We start from the raw sequence: 26,779 nt of genomic DNA on the forward strand, positions 1-26,779 counted from the left end.
TCAAGGCGCCGCAGGGCCTTCAAGCGGAGTGCGCCGTCACTTCTGCGTCCCGTCGTCGTGCTGCAGGTTGGCCTGGGTCAGGTTGCTGCCGGCCGGTACGCTGCGGGTCAGCCACACGTTGCCGCCGATGGTCGAGCCCTGGCCGATGGTGATGCGCCCCAGGATGGTCGCCCCGGCGTAGATCACCACGTCGTCCTCGACGATCGGGTGGCGCGGATGGCCCTTCTGCAGTTGGCCGTCCTCGTCCGCCGGAAAGCGCTTGGCGCCCAGGGTCACCGCCTGGTAGATCCGCACCCGCTCGCCGATGATCGCGGTTTCGCCGATCACCACGCCGGTGCCGTGGTCGATGAAGAAGCTCGGGCCGATCTGCGCGCCGGGGTGGATGTCGATGCCGGTGGCCGAGTGAGCGATCTCCGAGCTGATCCGCGCCAGCAGCGGCAGGCCCGCGCGGTACAGGTGATGGGCCAGGCGATGGTGGATCACCGCCAGGATGCCCGGGTAGCACAGCAGCACCTCGTCGACGCTGCGCGCCGCCGGATCGCCGTGGTAGGCCGCCAGCACGTCGGTGTCGAGCAGGCTGCGCAGGCCCGGCAGGGCCAGGGCGAAGTCCTGGACGATGCGGATCGCGCGGGACTCGACCTCGGTGTCGGCCTGGGCGCTGTGGCGGGCGACGTAGCGCAGTTCGAGCCGCGCCTGGACGAGCAAGGCATTCAGGGCGACGTCGAGGGTATGGCCGACATAGAAGTCCTCGCTTTCCTCACGCAGGTCCACAGGCCCCAGCCGCATCGGGAACAACGCCCCGCACAGGGCCTCGAGGATCTCCGCCATCGCTGCGCGGGAGGGCAGTTCGCGCCCGCCCTGTTCGCCGGTGGCCCGGCCGTTCTGGGTACGCCACAGATCCCGCGCGGTACGCAGTTGGCTGACGATGGTCTGCAGTTGCCAATGGCTGGAACGCTCGCTCACGGTAAAGACTCCTCACCGGCGGCCGGACTGTCGGGCCGCCTCAACGGCGACTACTTTACGGCATGGCCCCAAGCGCGAATTAAGAACCGATAGTGCTGGCCTAAGCACGTTTGGCTATAAGCGATTGACGGTTGCCCCGCCAAAACGCCATGCCTATAGTCCTGTGATCTTCCTCCGCCAGTACAGGCCCATGATCAAACAACAGCTGGACCGCTTCCATCGTCTCGACCTGCTCGGCCAACCCACTCCCCTGGAAAAACTCGAACGCCTTTCCGCCTGGCTGGGCCGCGACATCTACTTCAAGCGCGACGACCTGACCCCGCTGGCCATGGGCGGCAACAAGCTGCGCAAGCTCGAATACCTCGCCGCCGACGCCCTCGCCCAGGGCGCCGACACCTTGATCACCGCCGGCGCCCTGCAATCGAACCACGTGCGCCAGACCGCCGCGATCGCCGCCAAGCTGGGCCTGGGCTGCGTGGCGCTGCTGGAGAACCCGCTGGGCACCGACGACGGCGACTACACCGGCAACGGCAACCGCCTGTTGCTGGACCTGTTCGACGCCAAGGTCGAGCTGGTCGACAACCTCGACAACGCCGACGAGCAACTGGCGGCCCTCGCCGTGCGCCTGCGCAGCAACGGCAAGAAGCCGTACCTGGTGCCCATCGGCGGCTCCAACGCCCTCGGCGCGTTGGGTTACGTGCGCGCCGGCCTGGAACTGGCCGAACAGATCAAGGACACCGGCCTCGACTTCGCCGCCGTGGTGCTGGCCTCCGGCAGCGCCGGCACCCACAGCGGCCTGGCCCTGGCCTTGAACGAAGCATTGCCGGCGCTGCCGGTGATCGGCGTGACCGTCTCGCGCAGCGAAGAGGACCAGCGCCCGAAAGTGCAGGGCCTGGCCGAACGCACCGCCGACCTGCTGGGCGTGGCGCTGCCGGACAGTTTCAAGGTGCGCCTGTGGGACGAGTACTTCGGCCCGCGCTACGGCGAACCGAACGCCGGCACGCTGGCGGCGGTGAAGCTTTTGGCCAGCCAGGAAGGCGTGCTGCTCGACCCGGTCTACACCGGCAAGGCCATGGCCGGCCTGCTCGACGGCATCGGCCGCGGGCGCTTCGACGACGGCCCGGTGATCTTCCTGCACACCGGCGGCGCACCGGCGCTGTTCGCCTACAAGGACTTCCTGTAAGGCCCGCGGCGAGGGAGCCGGATCCCTCGCCGCAGCAGGCTGCGCACATATTCGAATTTGAAATAACAAAAATAAAAACCATTATTTTCAATTCTAAGCGAGCAATCATATAGTCTCCCCGCAGGCGAATTTCGCGGGAGACGCATAAGCTGCTTTAGGGCACGATAGCGCAGTCGTCCAATTCCCGGATTCGCCAACTTTCCTTAAGCGTCTTCCATAAGAAAACACAGGGGCATGTCATGAATTTTTCCGCACTACGTCGCAACCTGCTGGTGGGTTCGCTGGGCCTGGCGCTGAGCGCCGGCCTGATCGGCCACGCAGCCGCCGGTGAGCAACTGAAGCAGATCAAGGACAAAGGCGTCATCAACGTCGGCCTGGAAGGCACCTACCCACCGTTCTCCTTCGTCGATCCCGACGGCAAGCTGGCCGGCTTCGAGGTCGAACTCTCCGAAGCCCTGGCGAAAAAGCTGGGCGTGAAGGCCAAGATCCAGCCGACCAAGTGGGACGGCATCCTCGCGGCCCTGGAATCCAAGCGTCTGGACGTCGTGGTCAACCAGGTCACCATCTCCGACGAGCGCAAGAAGAAATACGACTTCTCCGAGCCCTACACCGTGTCCGGGATCCAGGCGCTGGTGCTGAAGGACAAGGAAGCGGCGCTGAACATCAAGACCGCCGCCGACCTGTCCGGCAAGAAGGTCGGCGTGGGCCTGGGCACCAACTACGAGCAATGGGTGCGGGCCAACGTGCCGGGCGCCGACGTGCGCACCTACGACGATGATCCGACCAAGTTCGCCGACCTGAACAACGGCCGCACCGACGCCATCCTGATCGACCGTCTGGCTGCTCTGGAATACGCCAAGAAGGCACCGAAGACCGTGGCCGCAGGCCAGGCGTTCTCCCGTCAGGAATCGGGCATCGCGCTGCGCAAGGGCGAGCCGGAACTGCTGACGGCGGTGAACAAGGCCCTCGACGAACTGCGCGCCGACGGCACGCTGCAGAAGCTCTCGGAAAAGTACTTCAACGCTGACGTCACGAAATAATGGAAGCAGCTTTCCAACTCGCGCTGGACTCCGCGCCCTTCCTGCTCAAGGGCGCGTACTACACGGTCATCCTTAGCCTGGGCGGCATGTTCTTCGGTCTGCTGCTGGGCTTCGGCCTGGCACTGATGCGCCTGTCGCGCTTCAAGTCGGTCAGCTGGCTGGCCCGCATCTACGTGTCGTTCTTTCGCGGCACGCCGTTGCTGGTGCAGCTGTTCGTGATCTATTACGGCTTGCCGCAACTGGGTGTGGAACTGGATCCGCTGCCGGCGGCCCTGATCGGCTTCTCGCTGAACATGGCCGCCTACGCCTGCGAGATCCTGCGTGCCGCCATCGGCTCGATCGAGCGCGGCCAGTGGGAAGCGGCGGCCAGCATCGGCATGACCCGCGCGCAGACCCTGCGCCGGGCCATCCTGCCGCAGGCGATGCGCACGGCATTGCCGCCGCTGGGCAACAGCTTCATTTCGCTGGTCAAGGACACCGCGCTGGCCGCCACCATCCAGGTGCCGGAGCTGTTCCGCCAGGCGCAGCTGATCACCGCCCGCACCTTCGAAGTGTTCACCATGTATCTTGCCGCCGCGCTGATCTACTGGGTTCTGGCCACGGTGCTGTCGCACCTGCAGAACAAGTTGGAAGAGCGGGTCAATCGGCACGACCAGGAGTCCTGACCCCATGATTGTCGTGGAAAAACTGACAAAGCAGTTCAAGGGTCAGACCGTGCTCAACGGCATCGACCTTAAGGTGAAGGAAGGCGAGGTCGTGGCGATCATCGGTCCCAGCGGCTCGGGCAAGACCACGTTCCTGCGCTGCCTGAACTTCCTTGAGCAACCCACCAGCGGCCGGATCAAGGTCGGCGACATCGAGATCGATACCGGCCGTCCGCTGAACCAGCAGCAAGGCCTGGTGCGCAACCTGCGCCAGCACGTGGGCTTCGTGTTCCAGAACTTCAACCTGTTCCCTCACCGCACCGCCCTGGAGAACGTCATCGAAGGCCCGACCGTGGTCAAGAAGACGCCCCGCGCCGATGCCATCGCCCTGGGCCGCAAGCTGCTGGCCAAGGTCGGCCTGGCGGGCAAGGAAGACGCCTATCCGCGGCGCCTGTCCGGTGGCCAGCAACAGCGCGTGGCGATCGCCCGGGCGCTGGCGATGGAGCCGGAAGTGATCCTGTTCGACGAGCCGACCTCGGCCCTGGACCCGGAACTGGTGGGCGAAGTGCTGGCGACCATCCGCGGCCTCGCCGAGGAGAAACGCACAATGGTCATCGTCACCCACGAAATGGCGTTCGCCCGTGACGTGGCCAACCGTGTGGTGTTCTTCGACAAGGGCGTGATCGTCGAGCAAGGTGAGGCCAAGGCCCTGTTCGCCGATCCGAAGGAAGAACGCACACGACAGTTCCTCAGCAAGTTCAGAAACAACGGCTGATCTCACCGATCCGCAACAACCGCAAACTTCCATGGACGGAAGTTTCGCTCTCTCTCCTTTCTCCCTACAGCAATCAACTTGTTCCGATGCGGCACATATATATGTTCTGCAACAGATATTCCGTGCCCGGCATCCGCTAAACACCCTCCATACAGGTGCATGGCCAGACATGCGCTGAAACCGCCAAAATAGCCCTGTCCTGTGGCCGAATTCACTCCGCAGGCCAGGCAAATTGCGCTGTTGATGTAGGAGCTTTCTGATTAGTCCGCAATTTTTAAAATCACCGATTGCCTCTATTGACAGCTCTTTCGGCGAACTTTTATCTAGTCGCCACCGTTGCCCGTTACTTCATCAAGGCGACATAAACATCGATCAACCCGACACTGTTTCATGACCTGAGCATTCAAACCGCCCGAACTTTCAGAAACGGACTTCGCTGCAAGGTCTCAAGGAGAGAACCCCATGCCCTTCGCTTCGCACATCCCCGAAATGGCCGCGCCGAACCTGACGTCGGCCCGCCACGGCGGCATCGGTTTGGCCGCCGCCGCCCATTTGCTGGTCGAAGTCGCCCCGTATCCCGGGATGGATGCCGGCGACCTGATCGAACTGTTCTGGAACGACTGCTACGTCGCCTCCCATGTGCTCACGGACGCCTGTGTCGGCGAACCGGTCAGGCTGCGGGTGCCGGAAAGCTTCGTGGTCAACGGCCCGGCCCATGCCCACTACCGGATCATGCAGGTGGGGCGCAGCCCGGCGCTGTCGGCCAGCGCGTCGGCGCAGGTGAAGCTGGACTGTCCCGGCGGGCAGCCGCCGCCGTTGTGCAACGACGAGAACCAGCACCTGGCGCAAGCCGTGCTGCCCGGCACCATCTGCCGTCAGGGGGTGAACCCGGGGCAGGTCAAGCGCGGTGTGCCGCTGACCATCCAGCCCTACCTGAACATGGCCGAGGGCGACGCGATCACGGTGCGCTGGGGCGATGTGCGGATGGACCTGCCGCCCGTCGCGACCGAGGGCGTCGGACGGCCGGTCCAGGTGTGGATACCGCCGTCGGTGATTCTCGAAGCCGGCGAGGATCTGCGCCTGGAAGTGACCTACTGCATCCTCGACCGGGTCGGCAACAACTCGCGCTGGGCGCCGCCGCGCATGCTGAGGATCGGCGGCAGCCTGTTAACCGGACAGGCCATGGCCCCTTCTATGCATATTTCTAAAAGTTAGTTCATAAAATATTTATACACGTTTAGGGTATATGAACCGGACCACCGGACATTCTTTCGTTCGCCGCATTTCGCGGCGATTTTTTGAGATGTGAGGTAGGTAGCATGGTCCGGAACCCAATCACCCCAGTGCGGATCGCCAGGGCATTGCGTGCAGCCAAGGAGTGGCACTGATGTCCAGTCTGGCAGACGCAAACGTTCAGACCGATCTGGACACCGCCCCGTTGTTGTTGCCCGCGCAGATCCTGCGCAACGACGCCCAGGCCATCGAGGCCGCCCATGAACTGGCCGAGGCCGCCCGTGTGGACGCCGCCCGGCGCGACCGCCAGCGCAAGCTGCCGTGGGCGCAGATCGAACAGTTCACCCGCAGCGGCCTGGGCAGCATCGCCATCCCCCGCGAATACGGTGGGCCGCAGGTGTCCTTCGTCACCCTGGCCGAAGTGTTCGCGATCATCTCCGCCGCCGACCCGGCGCTGGGGCAGATCCCGCAAAACCAGTTCGGCATCCTCAACCTGGTGCTCGGCTGCGCCACCGAGGCGCAGAAGCGCCAGCTGTTCCAGAGCGTGCTCGAAGGCTGGCGCATCGGCAACGCAGGCCCCGAGCGCGGCACCAAGGACACCCTGGAGCTGAAGGCGCGGATCACCGCCGACGGCGACGATTTCGTCATCAACGGCCAGAAGTTCTATTCCACCGGTGCCCTCTTCGCCCATTGGGTCGCGGTCAAGGCGCTCAACGATGACGGCCGGCAGGTGCTGGCTTTCGTTCGGCGCGGCACGCCGGGCCTGCGCATCGTCGACGACTGGTCGGGCTTCGGCCAGCGCACCACCGCCAGCGGCACGATCCTGTTGAACAACGTGCGGGTCGAGGCTGGCCTGGTGGTGGACAACTGGAAGATCAACGAGAAGCCCAACACCCAAGGTGCGGTGTCGCAGCTGATCCAGGCCGCGATCGACGCCGGCATCGCCCGCGGCGCCCTCGACGACGCCATCGACTTCGTCAAGACCCGCGCCCGTCCGTGGATCGAGGCCAAGGTCGAGCGCGCCAGCGATGACCTTTACGTCATCGCCGACATCGGCAGGCTGAAGATCGAACTGCACGCCGCCGAAGCGCTGCTGCGCAAGGCCGGGCAAGTCCTGGACCAGGTGCATGCCGCGCCGGTCACCGCCGAGTCCGCCGCCCGCGCCTCGATCGCCGTGGCCGAAGCCAAGGTGCTGACCACCGAAATATCGCTGCTGGCCAGCGAGAAGCTGTTCGAGCTGGCCGGCAGCCGCGCGACCCTCGCCGAGTTCAACCTCGACCGCCACTGGCGCAACGCACGGGTGCACACCCTGCACGACCCGGTGCGCTGGAAGTACCACGCGGTCGGCGCCTACCGCCTCAACGGCAAGCTGCCGGCCCGCCATTCCTGGATCTGACGACCAGAACACTTTTGACCAGATCTCTGGAGAAGCACATGACCCTTTCCCATCCCGTCGCGGTCATCGCCAGCGACGAACAGGCCCTGATCGTCGCCAGCGACCTGGCCGAAGACTTCAAGCGCGACAGCCACCTGCGCGACCGTGAACGCCGCCTGCCGCTGGCGGAGCTGGACGTGTTTTCCCGCTCCGGCCTGTGGGGCATCAGCGTGCCGAAGGAATACGGCGGCGCCGGCGTCTCCAACGTCACCCTGGCCAGGGTCATCGCCCTGATCGCCCAGGCCGACGGCTCCCTGGGGCAGATACCGCAGAACCATTTCTACGCCCTCGAAGTGCTGCGGGTGAACGGCAGCCCTGCGCAGAAGCGACGCCTGTACGCCGAGGCGCTGACCGGCCGCCGCTTCGGCAACGCCCTGGCGGAACTGGGCACCAAGACCGCCCATGACCGCGTCACTCGCCTGACCCGCGAAGGCGACGGTTTTCGCATCAACGGCCGCAAGTTCTACGCCACCGGCGCGATCTATGCCCAGCGCATCCCGACCCTGGTGGTGGACGAAAACGGCGTGCAGCAACTGGCGTTCGTCCATCGCGACAGCCAGGGCCTGACCGTGATCGACGACTGGAGCGGCTTCGGCCAGCGCACCACCGGCAGCGGTTCGGTGGTGTTCGAAGACGTGTACGTCGCCGCCGAAGACGTGGTGCCGTTCCAGGCCGCCTTCGAGCGCCCGACCACGGTCGGCCCGCTGGCTCAGATCCTCCATGCGGCCATCGACACCGGCATCGCCCGCGCCGCCTTCGAGGACGCGCTGCATTTCGTGCGCAGCAAGACCCGTCCGTGGATCGATTCGGGCAACGATAAGGCCACGGAAGACCCGCTGACCCTCAAGAGCTTCGGCCACCTGAGCATTCGCCTGCACGCCACCGAGGCGCTGCTGGAGCGCGCGGGTGAATTCCTCGACGCCGCCCAGGCCGACAGCAGCGCCGACACCGTCGCCGCCGCGTCGATCGCCGTCGCCGAGGCCCGGGCGATCAGCACCGACATTTCCCTGGCCGCCGGCAGCACCCTGTTCGAGCTGGCCGGCAGCCAGGCCACCCTCAGCGAACACGGCCTCGACCGCCACTGGCGCAACGCCCGCGTGCACACCCTGCACGACCCGGTGCGCTGGAAGTACCACGCGGTGGGCAACTATTACCTCAACGACGAAAAGCCTCCGCTGCGGGGGACGATCTGATGGCCGCCGGGAAAAAGAAGATTCTGCTCAACGCGTTCAACATGAACTGCATCGGCCACATCAACCACGGCCTGTGGACGCACCCGCGCGACACCTCGACCCGCTACAGCACCCTTGAGTACTGGACCGAGCTTGCGCAGTTGCTTGAGCGCGGGTTGTTCGACGGCCTGTTCATCGCCGACATCGTCGGCGTGTACGACGTCTACCAGCAGTCGGTGGACGTCACGCTCAAGGAGTCGATCCAGATGCCGGTCAACGATCCGCTGCTGCTGGTCTCGGCCATGGCCGCGGTGACCAAACACCTGGGCTTCGGCCTCACCGCCAACCTCACCTACGAGCCGCCGTACCTGTTCGCCCGGCGCCTGTCGACCCTCGACCACCTGAGCCGCGGGCGGGTGGGCTGGAACATCGTCACCGGCTACCTGGACAGCGCCGCCAAGGCCATGGGCCTGCGCGAACAGGCCGAACACGACCGCCGCTACGACCAGGCCGACGAGTACCTCGAAGTCCTCTACAAACTCTGGGAAGGCAGTTGGGAAGACAGCGCCGTGGTCAACGACCCGCAGCAGCGGATCTACGCCCGCCCGGACAAAGTGCACAAGGTCGAACACCGGGGCGAGTTCTACCAGGTCGAGGGTTATCACCTGTGCGAGCCGTCGCCGCAGCGCACGCCGGTGCTGTTCCAGGCCGGCAGTTCGGACCGCGGCCTGCTGTTCGCCGGGCGCCATGCCGAGTGCGTGTTCATCAGCGGCCAAAACAAGCCGTCGACCAAGGCCCAGGTGGACAAGGTGCGCGCCAGCGCCGTGAAGGCCGGGCGCAACCCCGAGGACATCAAGGTGTTCATGGGCCTGAACGTGATCGTCGGCGAGACCGAAGAAGCGGCCTGGGCCAAGCACGCCGAGTACCTGAGCTACGCCAGCGCCGAGGCCGGCGTGGCGCATTTCTCGGCGTCCACCGGCATCGACTTCTCCGAGTACGCCCTCGACGAACCGATCCAGTACGTGAAGAGCAACGCCATCCAGTCCGCGACCAAGAACCTGCAGAACAACGACTGGACCCGGCGCAAGCTGCTGGAGCAGCACGCCCTCGGCGGGCGCTACATCACCGTGGTCGGTTCGCCGCAGCAGGTGGCGGACGAGCTGGAATCGTGGATCGCCGAAACCGGCCTCGACGGCTTCAACCTGACGCGCATCGTCACCCCGGAAAGCTATGTGGACTTCATCGACCTGGTGATTCCGGAACTGCAGCGGCGCGGATCGTACAAGACCGCCTATGACGACGGCAGCCTGCGGGAAAAGCTGTTCCGTGCCGGGGCGCAGTTACCGCGACAGCACACCGGATCATCGTTTCGCCGCTGAAAAGCTTCGCGGGCAAGCCAGCTCCCACAGGGGTGTGCGGTGTACACAAGAACCTGTGGGAGCGGGCTTGCCCGCGAAGAGGCCCGACCAGACACCCCATAACCCATGCACTGACTGGAAAACCCTCATGACCAAGACTCTCCTGCCCAACCCGGTCAAGGCACTGGCCCTGGCCCTCGGCCTGTTCAGCTCGGCGGCGTTCGCCGCCGAGGCGCCGCTGAAGATCGGCACCACCGCCGCCTTCGCCATTCCCCTGGAGGCCGCCGTCGAGGAGGCCTCCAAGCAAGGCCTGAAGGTCGAGCTGGTGGAGTTCACCGACTGGATCGCGCCGAACGTCAGCCTCGCCGCCGGCGACATCGACGTGAACTACTTCCAGCACATCCCGTTCCTGGAGAACGCCAAGGCCGCCTCAGGTTTCGACCTGGTGCCGTTCGCGCCGGGGATCATCAACAACGTCGGCCTCTACTCGAAGAAGTACAAGAGCTTCGCCGAGCTGCCCGAGGGCGCCAGCGTCGCCATCGCCAACGACCCGATCAACAGCGGACGCGGCCTGCAACTGCTGGCCAAGGCCGGCCTGATCACCCTCAAGCCCGGCGTCGGCTACAAGGCCACCGAGGACGACATCGTCGCCAACCCGAAGAAGATCAAGATCCTTCAGGTCGAGGCCGTGCAACTGGTGCGCGCCTATGACGACGCCGACCTGGTGCAGGGCTATCCGGCCTATATCCGCCTGGCCAAGACCTTCGATGCCGGCTCCGCGCTGCTGTTCGACGGCCTCGACCACAAGGAATACGTGATCCAGTTCGTGATCCGGCCCAAGAGCAAGGACGATCCGCGCCTGATCAAGTTCGTCGACATCTACCAGCACTCGCCCGCCGTGCGCGCCGCGCTCGACAAGGCCCACGGCAAGCTGTACCAGGCCGGCTGGGAAAGCTGACATGACGGCCGCCCTCCAACGGCGACTGGAGACTCCAGAGCCCCGTCACAGTGCCGAACGCACAGAATTGCACCCCGAACTGACCCGCGCCCATGTGCGCTTCATCGGCGTCGGCAAGACCTACGAAGGCCGCCAGGGCCCGGTCGCGGCGCTGCAAGGCATCGACCTGTCGATCCGGCGCGGCGAAGTGTTCGGCATCATCGGCCGCAGCGGCGCCGGCAAGTCGTCGCTGATCCGCACCATCAACCGTCTGGAGCAACCGACCGCAGGACGGGTGCTGATCGATCAGGTGGACATCGGCGAATTCGACGAGGACCGCCTCGTCGCCCTGCGTCGGCGGATCGGCATGATCTTCCAGCACTTCAACCTGATGTCGGCCAAGACCGTGTGGCAGAACGTCGAGCTGCCGCTCAAGGTCGCCGGCGTGCCGAAGGCGCAGCGCGAAGCGAAGGTGCGCGAACTGCTGGATCTGGTGGGCCTGCAAGGCAAGCACGCGGCTTATCCGGCGCAGTTGTCCGGCGGGCAGAAACAGCGCGTGGGCATCGCCCGGGCCCTGGTGCACGACCCGGACATCCTGCTGTGCGACGAGGCCACCTCGGCGCTCGACCCGGAAACCACCCAGTCGATCCTCGGCCTGCTGCGCGAGATCAACGCCCGCCTGGGCCTGACCATCGTCCTGATCACCCACGAAATGGCGGTGATCCGCGACATCTGCGACCGCGTCGTGGTGCTGGAACGCGGGCACATCGTCGAGCAGGGCCCGGTGTGGGAAGTGTTCGGCGACCCGCAGCACGAAGTCAGCCAGACCCTGCTCGCGCCCTTGCAGCACGCCTTGCCCCAGGAATTGCAAAGCCGTCTGCACGCCCAGCCGCCATCACCGGAGGCCGCCGTGGTGCTGCGTCTGCAATTCACCGGCGGCGATGCCGACGAGCCGGACCTGGCCGCGCTGTTCGCTGCCCTCGGCGGGCGGGTCAAGCTGCTGCAGGGCGGCGTGGAGCGGATCCAGGGCCATGCGTTGGGGCAACTGCTGCTGGCGGTGAGCGGCTCGTCCCTGGACGCTGCCCGGTTGCAGGCGCGCGCCGGGCAATGGGCGCAACGGGTGGAGGTGCTGGGCCATGTGGATTGACCGTCTGCTGCAAGGCTTCATCGACACGTTCCTGATGGTCGGCGTGTCGTCGCTCATCGCCTTGGTGGCGGGAATCCCGATGGCGGTGATCCTGGTCACCAGCGACAAGGGCGGCATCTACCAGGCCCCGGCGCTGAACCGGGCGCTGGGGGCGTTCGTCAACCTGTTCCGCTCGATCCCGTTCCTGATCCTGATGGTCGCGCTGATCCCGTTCACCCGGCTGATCGTCGGCACCACCTACGGCGTGTGGGCGGCGGTCGTGCCGCTGACCATCGCCGCCACGCCGTTCTTCGCGCGGATCGCCGAGGTGAGCCTGCGCGAGGTCGACCACGGCCTGATCGAAGCGGCCCAGGCCATGGGCTGTCGGCGCTGGCACATCGTCTGGCACGTGCTGTTGCCGGAGGCGCTGCCGGGGATCGTCGGCGGCTTCACCATCACCCTGGTGACCATGATCAACTCCTCGGCCATGGCCGGGGCCATCGGCGCCGGGGGCTTGGGCGACATCGCCTACCGCTACGGCTATCAGCGGTTCGACAGCCAGATCATGCTGACGGTGATCGTGCTGCTGGTGGCGCTGGTGGCGGTGATCCAGCTGGGCGGCGACCGCTTGGCGCGGGGCTTGAACAAGCGCTGAGTCTTGCGTCGCCAATAAAACGGTCATCGCCAGCAGGCTGGCTCCCACAGTGGACGGCGGCGTTCATGACTTCGGTGGGGGCCAGCCTGCTGGCGACGGGCTGCGCAGCGGCCCTACAGGTTGGCGTATATTCGGCACATCCCATAGCCCGCGCAGCCGACCATGAAACAGACCCCCTCCGATCTGGAACAGATCACCTCCACCACCCTGGGCCACTACGACTCGGTGGCGGAAGATTTCCGCGAAGGCACCCGCGACCACGACGTCAGCCAGAACATCGACGCCCTGCTGCGCCACATTCAGGGCCCGGCGCCCTTCAGCATCCTGGACTTCGGCTGCGGACCGGGCCGCGACCTGCAGACCTTCACCCGCCTGGGCCATGTCGCCATCGGCCTCGACGGCTCGGAAGCGTTTGTGCGGATGGCCCGGGAGGACAGCGGCTGCGAAGTCTGGCGGCAGGATTTCCTCAAGCTCGACCTGCCGGCCGGACGCTTCGACGGGATCTTCGCCAACGCGGTGCTGTTCCATGTGCCGTTGCAGGAACTGCCCCGTGTGCTCGGGCAACTGCACGCCACGCTCAAGCCGGGCGGCGTGCTGTTCAGCTCCAACCCCCGCGGGGACAACCGCGAGGGCTGGAACGGCCCGCGCTACGGCTCGTACCACGATCTCGAGGCCTGGCGCCGCTTGCTGACCGCCGCCGGGTTCGCGGAGCTGGAGCACTACTACCGGCCGGCGGGCCTGCCGCGGGAGCAGCAGCCTTGGCTGGCCAGCGTCTGGCGCAAGATCGGCCAGGACGCCATCGCCGGCAGCCACATTTGAACGGCACTGACTCCCCCGGCGGGAGCCAGCCTGCCGGCGACGGGCGCACAGCGCCCGCTTGTCACTGCGCGTCCTTCTTCGGCTCGCGGATCCTGTACCACGCCACATACAGCGCCGGCAGGAACAGCAGCGTCAGCAAGGTCGCCACGATGATCCCGCCGATCATCGCGTAGGCCATCGGCCCCCAGAACACTTCGCGGGCGATCGGGATCATGCCCAGGCTCGCGGCCGCCGCCGTCAGCAGGATCGGCCGGCGCCGGTGTTCGGTGGCCTCCACCACCGCGTCCCACGGCGCATAACCCTTTTGCTCGTACTCTTCGATCTGGGTCACAAGGATCACCGAGTTGCGGATGATGATGCCAATCAGCGCCAGGATCCCCAGGATCGCCACGAAGCCCATCGGAATGCCGGTGGGCACCAGCGCCAGCACCACGCCGATCAGCCCCAGCGGCGCGACGCTGGCCACCAGGAACAGCTTCTGCACGCTGTGCAGCTGGATCATCAGGAAGGTCGCCATCAGAAACAGCATCAGCGGGATGACCTTGGCGATCGGCCCCTGGGCCTTGCCGCTCTCCTCCACCGTACCGCCGGTGGCGACCTTGTAGCCCGGCGGCAGCTTGGCGGCGAACGCGTCGACGGAGGGCTTGAGCACCTTCACCAGGTCCGTGGGCTGGATGTCGCCGCGCAACGCCGCCTTGATGGTGATGGTCGGCAAGCGGTCGCGGCGCCACACCAGCGGCTGCTCCAGTTCGTAGCGCACGGTGGCGAACGCCAGCAGCGGGATCGAGGTGCCGTTGGGCGTGACGATCTGCAGGTTCTGCAGGGTCTCCGGCGTGCCGCGCTCGGAGTCCACCGCCCGGCCGACCACGTTGATCAGGTAGATGTCGTCGTCGACCTGGGTCAGCGTCGAGCCGCTGACGATGCTGTTCATCAGGCTCGCCACGTCTTCGGACGACAGCCCGAGCTGGCGCGCCTTGTCCTGGGCGATGTCGATGCGCAGGACTTTGCCCGGCTCGTTCCAGTCGTAGATGATCTCGCCGATGTGCTCGTTCTTGTCCAGCTCGGTGGCCAGGTCGATGGCGTGCTTGCGCACCTGGTCGATGTCCTTGCCGCTGACCCGGTACTGGATCGGCCGGCCCACCGGCGGGCCCATCTCCAGGGCCTGCACGTAGCCGCCGATGCCGACGAAATCCTTGCGCAGGCGGTCGCGGATCCGCTGGCTCAGCGCCTCGCGGGCCTCGAAGTCCTTGCTGACGATCACCAGCTGGGCGTAGTAGGGGTTCTGCAGCTGCTGGTCCAGCGGCAGGTAGAACCGGATCGCGCCCTGGCCGATGTAGGTGCTCCAGCGCACGATGTCCGGGTCACCCTTGAGCGTGGCCTCAAGCTTGTCCACCGCCTTGCGGGTCTCGTCGATGGAAGCGTTCTGCGGCAGGTCCAGGTCCACCAGGATTTCCGGGCGGTCCGAGGACGGGAAGAACTGGTTCTGCACGAAGCGCATGCCGACCACCGACAGGACGAAGCACAGCACGGTGATGGCGATGGCCCACCAGCGGTTGCGCATGCACCACAGCAGGCCATGGTTGAACGCCCGCCCGATGCGGCCGGGCTCCCCCTCATGGGGCTTCACGTTGGTGCTCAGGATGTGCACGCCGATCACCGGCGCGAACAGCACCGCCACCACCCACGACACCAGCATCGCCACGGCGATCACCGCAAACAGGGTGTAGGTGTATTCGCCGGCGGAACTGGCGTTGAGGCCGATGGGCACGAAGCCCGCCACGGTCACCAATGTGCCGGTGAGCATCGGGAACGCCGTGGAGGTGTAGGCGAACGTCGCCGCCTGCTCCTTGGTCTCGCCCATCTCCAGACGCGTGACCATCATCTCCACCGTGATCATCGCGTCGTCCACCAACAGGCCCAGGGCGATGATCAGCGCGCCGAGGGAGATCCGCTGCATGGTGATGCCGCTGTACTCCATGTAGACGAACACCATCGCCAACACCAAGGGAATCGAGCACGCCACCACCAGCCCGGCACGCATGCCGAGGCTGACGAAGCTGACCACCAGCACGATCACAACCGCTTCGAACAGTGCGCTGGTGAACCCGCCGACGGCCTCCTCCACCACCACCGCCTGGTCGGACACGTTGTGTACGCCGACGCCCACTGGCAGGTCGGCGATGATTTCGTTGATGCGCTCGTGCAGGGCCTTGCCGAAGGCCTGGACGTTGCCGCCCGTCTGCATCGCGATGGCCAGGCCGATGGCCGGCGTGCCGTTGAAGCGGAACTCCGGGGTGGCCGGGTCGACGTAGCCGCGGGAGATGTCGGCGATGTCCGCCAGCCGGTAGAAGCGGTCGTTGAGCTTGAGGTTGACCTCGGCGAGGTCCTTTTCCGAGGCGAACTGCCCCGAGGTGCGCACCGAGATCCGCTCGGGCCCGGCCTCGATGACCCCGGCCGGCGTCACGGCGTTCTGCTGCTGCAGGCTCTGCACGACCTGACGCTGGTCGATGCCCAGCGCCGCCAGTTTGCGGGTGGAGAAATTCAGGTACAGCACCTCGTCCTGCTGGCCGATCATCTCGATCTTGCCCAGCCCCGGCACGCCGCGGATCTCGGCCCGCGCCTGCTCCACGTAGTCGCGCAGCTGGCGCATCGTCAGGCCGTCGGCGGTGAAGGCGTACACCGAGCCGTACACGTCGCCGAACTCGTCGTTGAACCCCGGCCCCTGGATGCCCTGGGGGAACTGGCCGCGGATGTCGCTGATCTTCTTGCGCACCTGGTACCAGATTTCCGGGATGTCCTTGGCCTGGGTGGTGTCGCGCAGGTACACGTACACCGTCGATTCGCCGGGGCGGGTGTAGCTCTTCACGTAGTCGAGGGAGTCGAGCTCTTCGAGTTTCTTCTCGATGCGGTCGGTGACCTGCTTGAGCGTCTCCTCCTGGGTCGCTCCGGGCCACCGGGTCTGGATCACCATGGTCTTGATGGTGAAGGACGGGTCTTCCTCGCGTCCCAGGTTGAAGTACGAGAACACCCCCATCAGCAACCCGACGAACATCAGGTACCAGACGAACGACTGATGCTTGAGGGCCCATTCGGAGAGGTTGAAAGACCCTTTCATTGACTGTCCTCGTCAAATTTCACGGTTTGTCCGGGCTTGAGGCTGTTGACCCCGGCGCTGATGACCCGCTCGCCGTTGCGCACCCCGCCGTCCAGCACCACGGTGCTGTCGGTGCGGCTGAGCAGGCGGACGTCGCGGGGCGCCACGGTCTTGTCCTGGGGGTTGATCACCCAGATGCGCGGCTTGCCGTCGACCTCCTGCAAGGCCGCCGCCGGCAGTTCGATGCGCGGCTTGATCGCCGACCGCAAGGTCACGCTGATCGCCGTGCCGAGGCGAAAGCCCGGCGGCGTCTCGGCCAGGGTCAGGCGCGCGCGGCGGGTGCGGGTGGCGCTCTGGGCCTGGGGTTCGATCTCGCGGATCACCGCCGTGGTGTTGATGCCGGGGTCGAGCTGGGCCGCCACCTGGAACACCACGTCCTTGGGCAACTGATCGACCAGGGTGTCCGGCAGATCGATCACCGCTTCCTTGATGTCCGGCTGCGCCAGGGTCACCACCTGTTGGCCGGCGGTCACCACCTGGCCGGCCTCGGCGCTCCAGCCGGTGACCACGGCCTTATGGTCCGAACGCAATTCGGTGTAGCCGAGTTGGTCCTTGCTCTGGCTGACCGCCGCCCGGGCCTGGTCCAACGAAGCCTGGGTGGTCTTCAGGTCGGTCTGGGCGATGTCCAGCTGCGCCTGGGCGCCGACCCCGCGGTCGAACAGCGCCTGTTGGCGGCGGGCGTTGGCCTGGGCGTTGATCAGTTGCGCCTCGATCTTGGCCAGGTCGCCCTGGGCCGAGCGCAGCTGGTTCTGCTGATCGGACGGGTCGAGGGTGGCCAGCAGCGTGCCCTTGCCGACCTCGGCGCCCACATCGACGTTGCGGCTGGCGATGCGTCCGCCCACGCGAAAGCCGGTGTTGCTCTCGTAGCGCGCCTGGATGTTGCCGGCGAACCGGCCCAGGCTCTCTTCGCTGAGCGCCTGCACCTTGACCGACAGCACCGGACGCACCGGCTCCGGCGGCGCTTCGCTCTTGGAACACGCAGCGAGCAGTACCCCGACGGACAGCAGTCCCAGGCGCTTCATGGCTGCGCTTCCATTTTCAGATCCTTGTAGGTGTAGTCGGCGATCTCGACCTTCATGCCCGGATGCAGCAACTGCCCTCCGGCGATGATGACCTTCTCCCCGCCATTGAGGCCTTCGCTGACGACGACCTTGCCGGTCAGGTAGCGGCCCACCGTCACCGCTTGCAGCTGCGCCTCGCCTTTGCCGTCCACCAGCCACACGGCGGGTTCGCTGACCTTCTTGGTCAGGGCCGACCACGGCAGCTCCACCGCCGGCTTGCCGGAGCCCTTGGCCGTGGCGCTCACCACCGAACCGAGCTGCATCCCCGGCGGCAGGCCGTCGAGGGCGATCTTGACCTGCACCGTGCCGGACTGCGCCGACACCGACGGGGTGACCTCACGCACGGTGCCGGTGGTCTTGACCGCGGGGTTGTCGAGCAGGCTCACCACGATCGGACGTTTCGACGGCCGCTCGGCCAGCAGCGACTCGTAGACGTTGAACACCGCATCGCGGTCGCCGTCCCGGGCCAGGCTGAAGATCGGCATCGTCGCCTGCACCACTTGGCCGACCTCGGCCTGGCGCTCGGTGATGACCCCCGGCGCATCGGCCACCAGGGCGGTGTAGCTCAGTTGGTCCTTGGCGTTGGCCAGCTGCGCCTGGGCAGCGCTCAAGGCGCTCTGGCTGCTGCGCAGCGCAGCCTGGGCGGAGTCGTATTCGCTCTGGCTGGTGTAGCCCTTGGGCAGCAGTTTCTGCTGGCGCACGAAGGCTGCCGCGCTCTGCTTCACCCGGGCCTGCTCGGCCAGCACCTGGGCCTGGGCGGAGTCGACGTTGGTCTGCAGGTCCTTGGGGTCGAGCCGGGCCAGCACCTGCTTGGCGCTCACCCGGTCGCCGACCTCGACCAGCCGCTGGATGATCTTGCCGCCGACGCGGAACGAGAGTTGGGTCTGCACCCGCGCCTGCACATCGCCGGTGAGGGTCACGGCGGCAGCGTAGTCGGCGGGCTTCACGTCGAGCACCAGCACCCTGGGCAGGTACTCCTCGGCGGCTTTCTTTTCGCCGCAGGCGCTCAGCAAAGCGACGGCGCTCAGGGCCAATGCCACTTTATATCCGGGACCCGCCATGCAGACTCCTTGGCTTTTTCTGACGTGACAGAGACGATACGACTGAGAGCTTAGAACAGCCTTTGACCATTGCACGGCTTTACCGCACGAAGCGTGCGCAGGCACACGGCGACACGGCATTCAGGCAAACTGGCCGGCTCCGGCAGAAGGAAACGCCCATGCTCAAGACCCTGGCGGTGGCCAATTACCGCTCGATCAACAAACTGGTGATCCCGCTGGGCCGCCTGAACCTCATCACCGGCCCCAACGGCAGCGGCAAGTCCAACCTCTACCGGGCCCTGCGCCTGCTGGCGGAGACCGCGCAGGGCGGCGTGGTCAACGCGCTGGCCCGCGAGGGCGGGCTGGACTCGACCTTCTGGGCCGGGCCGGAAACCCTCAGCCGACGGATGCGCAACGGCGAAGTGGCCATCGAGCCCACGGTGCGCCAAGGCGTCAAACGCCTGCGCCTGGGGTTCGCCGGGGAGGACTTCGGTTATGCGATCGCGCTGGGCCTGCCCGAGCCGTCCCGCTCGTACTTTGCCCTGGATCCGGAAATCAAACGGGAGTGCATCTGGGCCGGGCCGTTCCATCGCCCGGCCAGCCTGCTGGTGGACCGCGACGGCCCGATGATCCGCGCCCGCGAAGGCCGCCGCTGGGAGGTGCTGGCGCAGCACACGCCGACCTTCGACAGCCTGTTCGACCAGGTCGGCAGCCTGCGCACCTCGCCGGAGGTGTTCCAGATGCGCGAGTTCATCCGCCGCTGGCGCTTCTACGACCACTTTCGCAGCGACGTTGACGCCCCGGCACGCCAGCCGCAACTGGGCACCCGCACCCCGGTGCTGCACCACGACGGCCGGGATCTGGCGGCGGCGCTGCGCACCATCATCGAGATCGGCGATCCCGAAGCCCTGCGGGCGGCGGTCAGCGACGCGTTTCCCGGCGCACGCCTGGAGATCGCGCCGCTGGCCGGCGGACGTTTCGCCATCGAATTCCATCAGGAAGGGTTGCTGCGGCCGCTGTCGGCGGCGGAGCTGTCGGACGGCACCTTGCGTTACCTGCTGCTGGTCGCGGCGCTGCTGACGCCGCGCCCGCCGTCGCTGATGGTGCTGAACGAACCGGAGACCAGCCTGCACCCGGACCTGCTGCCGGCGCTGGCGCGCCTGATCATCCGCGTATCGCAGGACTGCCAGGTGTGGGTGGTGTCCCACGCCCGGCGGCTGATCTCGGCGTTGCAGGAGGATCCAGACTGCAACTGCATCGTGCTGGAAAAGACCCTCGGCCAGACCGGCGTCGTCGGCCAGCGAATGCTGGACGAGCCGGCCTGGCACTGGCCGGATTGAGCCCGTGGCGAGGCTCCCTCGCCACAGCTTTTGGTCAGGCGCTCAGCCCTGCCACTTGCCGCCTTCGACAATCACGCTCTCAGGCTGGGTGTCGTCGCTCAGTTCCTTGCGCACGTACTGGTCGTACAGCTTGAGCAGGTATTTCTCCTCGCCCAGCTTCGCCAGCTCGGTATTCACCCAGTCGCGCAGTTCGGTATTGCCCTTCTTCACCGCCGGTGCGATCGGGGCCTCGTCGCCGAGCTTTTCGTCCAGCACGCGGTAGCCCGGGTTCTGCTTGGCCCAGCTGAACAGCACCAGGTTGTCCTGGGCGTAGGCGTCGCCGCGGCCGCCGGCCAGGGCCTGCAGCGATTCGGAGTTCTTCTCGAACTTGAGCAGTTTCCAGTCCGGGTGGTGCTTGGTCAGCCAGATGTCGGCGGTGGTGCCGGTGGTGACGATGGTGGTGCGGGTCGCCAGGTCGTCGAGCCGCTTCACCGCGCTGCCCTGGGGCACCAGCGCCTGCACCGCCACCCGCAGGTTCGGGTTGGTGAAGTCCACCGCTTCCTTGCGCTCCGGGGTGACGGTCATGTTGGCCAGGATCAGGTCGACCTTGTCGCTTTGCAGGAACGGGATCCGGCTGGCCGGCTCCACGGCGACGAACTCGACCTTGTTCTCGTCGCCCAGCAGGTCCTTGGCCAGCCGGCGGCCGATGTCGGTGTCGAAGCCGACGTAGCGCCCCGTTTCGTTGACGAAGCCGAACGGCGGCTTGTCGCGGGCCTTGATCTTGTCCAGGCTGCCTGCGGGCGCAGCGCTTTCGCTGGCGACCTTGGGCTTGGCCGGTTCCTCGGATTTGTTGCAGCCGGCCAGCAGCGCGAGGCCGAGCAGGGGCAGAACGAACAGCGATTTGGCAGTTTTCATGACGGTTCCTTGGTCTGAGTCGTTTTGGGCAACGTCGCCGAAGGCCAGGCTTCGGCGGGGAGAACTTCTCCAGGAACGGCTGCGCGCGTGCGGTCTGCGGGTTCGCAAAGAAAATCTCGGGCGGGGTGCGGGCCCTGCCAAGCGGTCGAGGCGCTCATGCGTGGGCCCAGCGCCGCTCCAGCACGCGGGAGGCGGCAGAGAGCGGGTAGCAGATGAAAAAGAAGAACAGGAACAGCGCACCGTAGATCAGCACCGATTCGTAGGTGCGTTCGATGATCTGCTGACCGACCTTGATCACGTCCACCACGCCGATCAGCACCGCAAGCGAGCTGGTCTTGATGATGCGCGTGTAGACATTGATGGTCGGCGGCGTCATGCGCTTGAGCGCCTGCGGCATCAGCACGTAGGCGTAGAGCTGCACGGCGTTGAAGCCGAGCGACAGCCCGGCCTCGCGCTGCCCGCGGGGCAACGAGCGCAATGCGCCGCGCGCCGCCTCGCCGACTTCGCTGGCGCCCCACAGCGACAGCACCGTCACGGCGCACCAGAAGCTCGGCACGCTGAGGCCGAAGAAAATCGGCAGGCCGAAGAACAGCAGGTACAGCCAGACCAGCACCGGAATCGCCCGGAACAGCTCCAGGTAGACCCGCAGCACCGCGTTGAGCCACTTCACGTCGAGGGTGCGCAGCACGCCGTAGAGCACGCCGCCGACGGTGCTGACCGCGATGCTCAGCAACGAGATCGACAAGGTCTGCCCGGCGCCGGCCGCCAGTTGCGGCAACGACACCCACAGCAGCTCAAGACCCGAACTGGCCATGTTGCAGCCTCCTTTCCAGACGGCCGAGCAGCAGCGACAGCGGCAGGAACAGCAGCACGCAGATCAGCGTCAGCACGGCGAGCATTTCGTAGGTCTTGTAGTACAGGGCGATGTAGCTCTTGGTGGTGTAGAGGAGTTCCGGCACCGCCACGGCCGACACCACCGTGGTTTCCTTGAGCAGGAAAATGAAATTGGCGAACAGCGACGGCATGCTGAGGATCCCCGCCTGCGGCAGGATCACGTAGCGCAGCACTTGCAGGTCGGACAGCCCGAGGGAACGGCCGGATTCGATCTGCCCCTTGGGCACCGCTTCGACGCCGGCGCGCAGCACCTCAGTCAGGTAGGCGCCGCCCAGGAACGTCAGGGTGATGATCGCGGCGGCGAAACCGGACACTTGAACCCCCACGGTCGGCAACGCGAAGTAGACGAAAAACAGCTGGATCAGCAGCGGCGTGTTGCGGGCCAGTTCCACGTACAGGCCGATGACCTTCGGCAGGTACGGCACACGCAACACCAGGAGCGCCGCATTGAACAGCGCCACGGCCAACGAAGTGCCGATGGCGATCAGCCCGACCTGCAAGGTCACGCCCACGGCGCTGAGGAAGGCCGGCAAGGTGCTGAGGATGAACGCGTAATCGAAGGTCATGAAACGTCCTGACGCCGCTCGGTAAGCGACGGTGGTGCAATCCATGGACAGCGGGTGGCCGTCCTGCAGGCACCGACTTTATAGGTATAAAAAAAAGAATTTAAATACCGATAAAGCATATTGATATCACACAAAAAACTAATCGCCGGGTTTGCCGGGACGGAAGAAGAAAGCTATTTTCCCCGGCGCTGTAGGAAGGATCTTTTTTTCAGATTGCCCCTCCAAGGACGCACAGCTTTTGACCAGACTCCCTGGGCCAAACCATTACAAGGAAGAAAACATGGCTGACGTAAAAGTGCCGCAGCGGCTGGATCCGCAGGACATCGTGAAACTGTTGGTGGCGTTGCGCAGGGCGCTGAAGACGGGGCTCGCCTAGGCCCTTGCGGTGACGGAGCGGGCTCCCTCACCGCAGGCTGCGACACCGCCGCAAACGAAAACGCCGACGACCATCGCTGGCCGTCGGCGTCTTCACACCTGAAGGGGGGTGCTGTTGCGTCGGATGCGTCGGATCAGAACGCCGGCAATACCGCGCCGTTGTACTTCTTCTCGATGAACGCTTTGACTTCAGGGCTGGTCAGGGCCTTGGCCAGCTTCTGGATCGCGTCGCTGTTCTTGTTGTCCTCACGGGCCACCAGGAAGTTCACGTAAGGCGAGTCGGCACCTTCGATCACCAAGGCGTCCTTGGTCGGGTTCAGCTTGGCTTCCAGCGCGTAGTTGGTGTTGATCATGTCCAGGTCGACTTCGTTCAGCACCCGCGGCAGCAGGGCCGATTCCAGTTCCTTGAACTTGAAGTTGTGCGGGTTCTTGGCGATGTCCTTCGGGGTGGCCAGCGCGTTCTTCGGATCCTTCAGCTCGATCAGGCCGGCTTTCTGCAGCAGGATCAGGGCGCGGCCGCTGTTGCTGCCTTCGTTGGGGATCGCGATGGTCGCGCCGTTCGGCAGGTCGGCCAGCGACTTGTACTTCTTCGAGTAGCCGCCGAACGGTTCGACGTGGACGCCTTCCACGGTCACCAGGTACTTGGCCTTGTCGTCCTTGTATTTGCCGGCGTTGAAGCTGTCCAGGTAAGGCTTGGTCTGGAAGTAGTTGGCGTCCAGGCGCTTCTCGCCCACCTGCACGTTCGGCTGCACGTAGTCGGTGAAGACTTTGACTTCCAGATCCACGCCTTCTTTGGCGAGGGTCGGCTTGATCAGTTCGAGGATCTCGGCGTGGGGAACCGGCGTGGCCGCCACCACCAGTTTCTCGCCGGCCTGGGCCAGGGATGCGGTCAGGGCAGCCGCCAATGCGGAGAACAGCAGAACCTTTTTCATGCAGTGTCCTTATCGAAAGTCATGGTCGTCATCGACGACGGCATTGAATACAAGTGCCAGTGATGTGCTATCGCTGGCGTGAAGCGGACAATACCGGGATTTTTTATTCCCGGACAATAACGTTTATTCAGCTTCATATTCCATTTTGTTCATGTTGAACAAAATGGTTACAACCCTTCCGCCAGGCGCAAAAGCAAGTCTTTCAATGCCTTGCGTTCGTCGGGCGTGCCGCCGATGCCGATGCCCGCCACATGGCGTTCAAACGGAGCCAGCAGCCCGGACGCCTCGGGCAGGTTGAGGTGTACCGGCAGGATTTCGTCCCCCGTGCTCACCAGCAACGCGAAGTGAATGACGTTCTCCAGCTCCCGGGTGTTGCCCGGCCAGCTGTGGCGCTCCAGCACCTCCTGCGCCGCCTCGCTGATCAGCGGCACCGGCAGGTCCAGGCGCTGGCTGTAGATGCCGAGGAAGTACTCGGCCAACGACAGGATGTCGCCGGTCCGCTCGCGCAAGGCCGGCAGTTCCAGATGGCCTTCGCTGAGGTAATGGAACAGCCGCTCATGGAATTTCCCCGCCGCCACCGCCTGCGCCAGGTCGATGCTGGTGGCGGCCACCAGGCGCACGTCCACCGGGCTCGGCTGATGGGCGCCGACCCGGGTGACTTCGTGGTTTTCCAGGGCGGCGAGCAATTTGATCTGAATCGGCAACGGCAAGTCGCCGATTTCGTCCAGGTACAGGGTGCCGCCGTTGGCCGAGCCGAACCAGCCGGCGCGGCTGCTGGCCGACCCCGCGTAACTGCCGGCGGCATAACCGAACAGTTCGGCGTCGGCGTAGGTCGGGCTGATCGCCCCGCAGTTGACCGACACGAACAGGCCGCTGCGGTCACTGGCGCGGTGGATGTGCCGGGCGAGCAGTTCCTTGCCGGTGCCGGTTTCGCCGCGGATCAGCACCGAGATCGACCGCGGAGCCAGTTGGTTCATGTGCTCGCGCAACCGGCGCGAGCGCGGATCGACGAACACCAGCGCCTTGGCGCGGATGCTCAGGGGGCTTTTTTCCGCATCGGGAAAGGTCAGCAACGGCTGGCCGAAGGTCTCGAAACTCATGGCAGACTCCCACCCAGAACCGCCGGGAGACGGGGGCGATCAAAAATGGAAAGTAGGGTTCAAGCGCGCCGCCGGGCGTGATGTTCCATGCGGTTCTGCAGGCGGTACAGGTACGCGAATCCCTGTTCCCAGCGCCGATGGCCGGACTTCACGTTGATGTGCCCGGCCCCGGCGAGGATCCCCGCCTCGGCGCCCCAGTTGCGTGCCAGCTCCAGGGCCCGGGTGGCGCTGACGGCGGCGTCGTTGTCGGAGCTGACCACTTGGCTGGGGAACGGCAGCAGGTCGGTCGGGATCGGTGCGAAATTGCGCAGGGCCGGCACACACGCCGGACGCTCGACATCCGCCGGTGCGACCAGCAGCGCGCCGCGCACCTGACGCAGGGCCTGCAACGGCGCGTTGGCCGCCCAATGGGCAACGGTGATGCAGCCCAGGCTGTGCGCAATCAGGATCACCGGCGCGCTGTCGGCGGCGATCGCCTCGGCCAGTGCCGCCACCCAGTCCTCACGCCGGGGCGTCAGCCAGTCGGCCTGCTCCACCCGGGCGCTGTTGGGCAGGCTGTTCTGCCAATGGGTTTGCCAATGATCCTCTGGCGATCCTTGCCAGCCCGGCACAATCAGGTAACGAATCGGTTCGTTGCGCATGGGGATGCTCTCCTGCGTCGTGTCTGTTCCTGGTCGAGTATAGGGACGAGAGTTATATTCGTTAAGGAATAAGAAGCTATTTATTAATACCCAAAATACATATCAAGCGATGACTTTGCCGGCGCGACCCTGCTTGCGAATACCGCCGTTGGCGACCTGCACCGCCCCTTCGCGAGCAGGCTCGCGCCTGCAGGGAGCGGCGGCGCAAAGAAGACGGGAATAAAAAAGGGGCCGCACCCTGCCAAGGAGACGGCCCCGGAAAAATCGACATTCGTTCACCGCGCGGTGATCACCGACAGCTTGGTGATGCCGGCCCGCTCGATCGACGCCATGGCCCGCGCCACTTCGCCGTAGTTCACGCCGTCGTCCGCCTGCAGCTGCACGCGGACTTCCGGATCCTTGGCCTTGGCGGCCTTGAGGTTGAACTCCAGCAGATCCGGCTGGATTTCATCCTTGTTGATGAACAGCTTGCCGGCCCCGTCGATGCTCACCACCAGCGGATCCTTCTGCTCCACCGGCGCCACCGCTTCGGTCTTGGGCAGGTTGATCGGTATCGCGTTGGTCAGCAGCGGCGCGGTGACGATGAACACCACCAGCAGCACCAGCATCACGTCCACCAGCGGCGTCACGTTGATCTCGCTCAGCACCTCGTCGCTGTCTTGCGTGGAGAAGGCCATCTCAGGACGCCTCCTTCACTTTCGCCGCACCGCCGGCCACCGCGGCGCGCTGGGCCGCCGGGTGGATCAGCACGCGGAACGCGCTCTTCTGCGCCAGGCTGTAGAAGTCATGGGCGAAGTCGTCCAGATCCGCCGCGGTCAGCTTCAGGCGCCGCAGAAAGTAGTTGTAAACCAGCACCGCCGGCACCGCGACGGCGATCCCCACGCCGGTGGCGACCAGTGCCGCACCGATGGGCCCGGCCACCGTTTCCAGGCTCGCCGACCCCGCCGCGCTGATGCCCTTCAACGCCTCCATGATCCCCCACACCGTGCCGAACAGGCCGATGAACGGCGAGGTGCTGCCGATGCTCGCGACCACCGCCAGACCGGTTTCCAGCGAACGCCGCTCGCGCACGATCTGCTGGCGCAAGGCACGCTCCAGGCGATCCTGGTGGTTGATCGCCTGGCTCAGATCCGCCGCCGGCGCCTCGCCCACCTGGATCGCCGCATAGCCGGCCTGGGCCACCCGAGCGGCGGCGCCGGGCTGGGTCTCGCTCAGCTCGGCGGCGGAATCCAGGCTCGACGCCGCCCAGAACCGTTTGTGAAACCTGCGATCCTGGGCCTTCAGGCGGCCGAACTGCACAGCCTTGAGCAGCGCCAGTCCCCAAGTGGCGACGGAAAAGGCCACCAGCAGCCAGATCACTGCGCTTTCGATGGATTCCAGTGGAGAGGCCAGTAACGTCATGGTGCATTCCCTCGTATAAACGTTTCGCGCGAATTTGGTTT

25 protein-coding genes and 1 pseudogene are annotated in these 26,779 nt (G+C 65.7%); 13 read left to right on the top strand and 13 right to left on the bottom strand.

All coding sequences use genetic code 11. From position 1 onward, the window contains the following. Window positions 1-36: 36 nt before the first annotated feature. On the bottom strand, window positions 37-963 hold the full coding sequence (gene epsC, locus CAG29_RS18160; protein WP_085581994.1) for a serine O-acetyltransferase EpsC: 927 nt from the start codon (window positions 961-963) through the stop codon (window positions 37-39). A 190-nt stretch (window positions 964-1,153) separates the two neighbouring features. On the opposite strand from epsC, the gene CAG29_RS18165 reads away from it, so the two are divergent. The 12 genes from CAG29_RS18165 to CAG29_RS18220 all read left to right on the top strand — a co-directional run bounded on the left by CAG29_RS18165 (window position 1,154) and on the right by CAG29_RS18220 (window position 13,340). Beyond that, window positions 1,154-2,146, top strand: coding sequence for a D-cysteine desulfhydrase (locus CAG29_RS18165; protein WP_085581996.1), 993 nt, complete (start codon window positions 1,154-1,156; stop codon window positions 2,144-2,146). Between the two features lie 239 nt (window positions 2,147-2,385). After that, window positions 2,386-3,186 carry a cystine ABC transporter substrate-binding protein gene (gene tcyJ, locus CAG29_RS18170; protein WP_085581998.1) on the top strand — a complete coding sequence of 267 codons (801 nt, stop codon included), beginning with the start codon at window positions 2,386-2,388 and terminating at the stop codon, window positions 3,184-3,186. Beyond that, window positions 3,186-3,851, top strand: coding sequence for a cystine ABC transporter permease (tcyL, locus tag CAG29_RS18175; RefSeq protein ID WP_085582000.1), 666 nt, complete (start codon window positions 3,186-3,188; stop codon window positions 3,849-3,851). The genes tcyJ and tcyL overlap by 1 nt, the downstream gene beginning before the upstream one ends. A 4-nt stretch (window positions 3,852-3,855) precedes the next feature. Beyond that, window positions 3,856-4,605, top strand: a complete 750-nt coding sequence (tcyN, locus tag CAG29_RS18180) for an L-cystine ABC transporter ATP-binding protein TcyN (protein ID WP_085582002.1) — start codon at window positions 3,856-3,858, stop codon at window positions 4,603-4,605. 462 nt (window positions 4,606-5,067) lie between these two features. Further along, complete coding sequence (locus CAG29_RS18185; protein WP_085582004.1) at window positions 5,068-5,820, top strand: hypothetical protein; 753 nt, start codon at window positions 5,068-5,070, stop codon at window positions 5,818-5,820. Window positions 5,821-5,992: 172 nt separating this feature from the next. Then, the gene (locus CAG29_RS18190; protein ID WP_085582006.1) at window positions 5,993-7,234 is read left to right on the top strand and encodes an SfnB family sulfur acquisition oxidoreductase; all 1,242 of its coding nucleotides are present in this window, start codon (window positions 5,993-5,995) and stop codon (window positions 7,232-7,234) included. Window positions 7,235-7,272: 38 nt separating this feature from the next. After that, window positions 7,273-8,466: an SfnB family sulfur acquisition oxidoreductase gene (locus CAG29_RS18195; RefSeq protein WP_085694919.1), complete on the top strand. Its 1,194-nt coding sequence runs from the start codon at window positions 7,273-7,275 to the stop codon at window positions 8,464-8,466. Continuing rightward, window positions 8,466-9,824 (top strand): LLM class flavin-dependent oxidoreductase, encoded by a 1,359-nt coding sequence (locus CAG29_RS18200; protein WP_085694920.1) that lies wholly within the window; start codon window positions 8,466-8,468, stop codon window positions 9,822-9,824. Before CAG29_RS18195 ends, CAG29_RS18200 begins: the two co-directional genes overlap by 1 nt. A gap of 127 nt (window positions 9,825-9,951) precedes the next feature. After that, on the top strand, window positions 9,952-10,761 hold the full coding sequence (locus CAG29_RS18205; protein ID WP_085582012.1) for a MetQ/NlpA family ABC transporter substrate-binding protein: 810 nt from the start codon (window positions 9,952-9,954) through the stop codon (window positions 10,759-10,761). Between the two features lies 1 nt (window position 10,762). Further along, entirely contained in the window at window positions 10,763-11,887 is a 1,125-nt protein-coding gene (locus CAG29_RS18210; RefSeq protein WP_085656667.1) for a methionine ABC transporter ATP-binding protein, read from the top strand. Beyond that, window positions 11,877-12,521: a methionine ABC transporter permease gene (locus CAG29_RS18215; protein WP_085694921.1), complete on the top strand. Its 645-nt coding sequence runs from the start codon at window positions 11,877-11,879 to the stop codon at window positions 12,519-12,521. Before CAG29_RS18210 ends, CAG29_RS18215 begins: the two co-directional genes overlap by 11 nt. Window positions 12,522-12,683: 162 nt before the next feature. Next, entirely contained in the window at window positions 12,684-13,340 is a 657-nt protein-coding gene (locus tag CAG29_RS18220; protein ID WP_085582018.1) for a bifunctional 2-polyprenyl-6-hydroxyphenol methylase/3-demethylubiquinol 3-O-methyltransferase UbiG, read from the top strand. Window positions 13,341-13,401: 61 nt separating this feature from the next. Here CAG29_RS18220 and CAG29_RS18225 read toward each other — a convergent pair whose 3' ends face one another. The 3 genes from CAG29_RS18225 to CAG29_RS18235 are packed head-to-tail and all read right to left on the bottom strand — an operon-like array spanning window position 13,402 to window position 18,616. Continuing rightward, complete coding sequence (locus CAG29_RS18225; RefSeq protein ID WP_085631877.1) at window positions 13,402-16,455, bottom strand: efflux RND transporter permease subunit; 3,054 nt, start codon at window positions 16,453-16,455, stop codon at window positions 13,402-13,404. Continuing rightward, on the bottom strand, window positions 16,452-17,516 hold the full coding sequence (locus CAG29_RS18230; protein WP_085582022.1) for an efflux RND transporter periplasmic adaptor subunit: 1,065 nt from the start codon (window positions 17,514-17,516) through the stop codon (window positions 16,452-16,454). Before CAG29_RS18230 ends, CAG29_RS18225 begins: the two co-directional genes overlap by 4 nt. Beyond that, window positions 17,513-18,616: an efflux RND transporter periplasmic adaptor subunit gene (locus CAG29_RS18235; RefSeq protein WP_085582024.1), complete on the bottom strand. Its 1,104-nt coding sequence runs from the start codon at window positions 18,614-18,616 to the stop codon at window positions 17,513-17,515. Before CAG29_RS18235 ends, CAG29_RS18230 begins: the two co-directional genes overlap by 4 nt. Window positions 18,617-18,774: 158 nt before the next feature. Between CAG29_RS18235 and CAG29_RS18240 the strand changes: the two genes are divergently transcribed. Then, window positions 18,775-19,935, top strand: coding sequence for an AAA family ATPase (locus tag CAG29_RS18240; protein ID WP_085639465.1), 1,161 nt, complete (start codon window positions 18,775-18,777; stop codon window positions 19,933-19,935). A 42-nt stretch (window positions 19,936-19,977) separates the two neighbouring features. Here CAG29_RS18240 and CAG29_RS18245 read toward each other — a convergent pair whose 3' ends face one another. The 9 genes and pseudogenes from CAG29_RS18245 to CAG29_RS18280 all read right to left on the bottom strand — a co-directional run bounded on the left by CAG29_RS18245 (window position 19,978) and on the right by CAG29_RS18280 (window position 26,738). Continuing rightward, window positions 19,978-20,829, bottom strand: coding sequence for a transporter substrate-binding domain-containing protein (locus CAG29_RS18245; RefSeq protein ID WP_085694922.1), 852 nt, complete (start codon window positions 20,827-20,829; stop codon window positions 19,978-19,980). Then, window positions 20,826-20,959 (bottom strand): annotated as a pseudogene (locus CAG29_RS28665) (amino acid ABC transporter ATP-binding protein); the annotation flags it as partial. The pseudogene CAG29_RS28665 and the gene CAG29_RS18245, both read right to left, overlap by 4 nt. A 24-nt stretch (window positions 20,960-20,983) precedes the next feature. Continuing rightward, window positions 20,984-21,643 carry an amino acid ABC transporter permease gene (locus tag CAG29_RS18250; RefSeq protein ID WP_085582030.1) on the bottom strand — a complete coding sequence of 220 codons (660 nt, stop codon included), beginning with the start codon at window positions 21,641-21,643 and terminating at the stop codon, window positions 20,984-20,986. After that, window positions 21,624-22,289 carry an amino acid ABC transporter permease gene (locus tag CAG29_RS18255; RefSeq protein WP_085694923.1) on the bottom strand — a complete coding sequence of 222 codons (666 nt, stop codon included), beginning with the start codon at window positions 22,287-22,289 and terminating at the stop codon, window positions 21,624-21,626. Before CAG29_RS18255 ends, CAG29_RS18250 begins: the two co-directional genes overlap by 20 nt. 509 nt (window positions 22,290-22,798) lie before the next feature. Continuing rightward, the gene (locus CAG29_RS18260) at window positions 22,799-23,596 is read right to left on the bottom strand and encodes a MetQ/NlpA family ABC transporter substrate-binding protein (protein WP_085639468.1); all 798 of its coding nucleotides are present in this window, start codon (window positions 23,594-23,596) and stop codon (window positions 22,799-22,801) included. A gap of 167 nt (window positions 23,597-23,763) precedes the next feature. After that, window positions 23,764-24,696 carry a sigma 54-interacting transcriptional regulator gene (locus CAG29_RS18265; protein WP_085694924.1) on the bottom strand — a complete coding sequence of 311 codons (933 nt, stop codon included), beginning with the start codon at window positions 24,694-24,696 and terminating at the stop codon, window positions 23,764-23,766. A gap of 59 nt (window positions 24,697-24,755) precedes the next feature. Continuing rightward, entirely contained in the window at window positions 24,756-25,337 is a 582-nt protein-coding gene (locus CAG29_RS18270) for an alpha/beta hydrolase (protein ID WP_085639474.1), read from the bottom strand. Between the two features lie 275 nt (window positions 25,338-25,612). Further along, window positions 25,613-26,014 (bottom strand): biopolymer transporter ExbD, encoded by a 402-nt coding sequence (locus CAG29_RS18275; RefSeq protein ID WP_085631869.1) that lies wholly within the window; start codon window positions 26,012-26,014, stop codon window positions 25,613-25,615. A 1-nt stretch (window position 26,015) separates the two neighbouring features. Continuing rightward, a complete protein-coding gene (locus CAG29_RS18280; protein ID WP_085694925.1) occupies window positions 26,016-26,738 on the bottom strand; it encodes a MotA/TolQ/ExbB proton channel family protein in 723 nt (240 codons plus the stop codon). Between the last annotated feature and the right edge of the window lie 41 nt (window positions 26,739-26,779).

The sequence above is a fragment of the Pseudomonas sp. B7(2017) genome, assembly GCF_002112745.1.
Lineage (GTDB): Bacteria > Pseudomonadota > Gammaproteobacteria > Pseudomonadales > Pseudomonadaceae > Aquipseudomonas > Aquipseudomonas ekonensis.